Raw genomic sequence first — 730 nt, 5'->3', positions numbered from 1 at the left:
GGGAACAGCATGCCCTGCAGAACGACACACGTCACTTTTGTTAAATTAATAAGCTAGCTACCTATTGGGCATAACCTTGCAATTTGCTTCAATTTACGCACATGCACTTGCGACCTCAAAATGCAACGTAAGCCCCGAATATCTCCATTATTGTCGCCGCCAGCCTTAGTTACAGCTGCTATGATGAATGAGATCGAAAACTGAAATCCCCCACTAGAATTGTTGACTGGAGTCAAAATGAATAAAAAGCGGCCGGTTAATCTTGATATTCGAACCATTCAGCTTCCTCTCACGGCGCTTACATCGATTCTGCACCGGATTTCAGGAATTATGCTCTTTATTTTTCTGGGACTGATACTGTATATGCTGAGCAAATCGTTGGAGTCAGAAAAGGGTTTTAATGAAGTCAAGGAGATTTTTTCTTCACCTTTCGGCAAAGTTAGTTTCTGGTTGGTATACTCTTCATTTATTTATCATCTCGTAGCCGGAATTCGACACCTAGTTATGGATGTGGGTGTTGGTCATACTTTGAAAGGCAGCAATCGCGCCTCTACTATTGTTTTAGTAGTGTCGGGTGTTTTAATGGTTGCTGGCGCCGTATGGATTTGGTAGCTGTGGAGTCGTAATGCGTATTTACAAGGACTAAAAGCGTCCTTTAAAGCTAACTTACGAAAGTATTTATAATCGACGGTTCACGCTTAAACGGTTGAATCCTTTCGGGCTTCCGAAT

Annotated in this window: 1 protein-coding gene; it reads left to right on the top strand. The window is 42.2% G+C overall.

Annotated elements, in window-relative coordinates:
- Nucleotides 1–237: 237 nt before the first annotated feature.
- The gene (gene sdhC, locus C722_RS25780) at nucleotides 238–612 is read left to right on the top strand and encodes a succinate dehydrogenase, cytochrome b556 subunit (RefSeq protein ID WP_005005993.1); all 375 of its coding nucleotides are present in this window, start codon (nucleotides 238–240) and stop codon (nucleotides 610–612) included.
- The last annotated feature ends 118 nt before the right edge of the window (nucleotides 613–730 follow it).

This window comes from Pseudomonas sp. 313, from assembly GCF_000316965.1.
Taxonomy (GTDB): Bacteria; Pseudomonadota; Gammaproteobacteria; order Pseudomonadales; family Pseudomonadaceae; genus Chryseomonas; species Chryseomonas benzopyrenica.
The sequence above is the reverse complement of the archived record's forward strand: the minus strand, read 5'-3'. Positions and strand labels throughout refer to the sequence as shown.

Coding starts and splice junctions, on each gene's coding strand:
- sdhC (WP_005005993.1), top strand. CDS start 238: ATGAATAAAAAGCGGCCGGTTAATCTTGATATTCGAACCATTCAGCTT.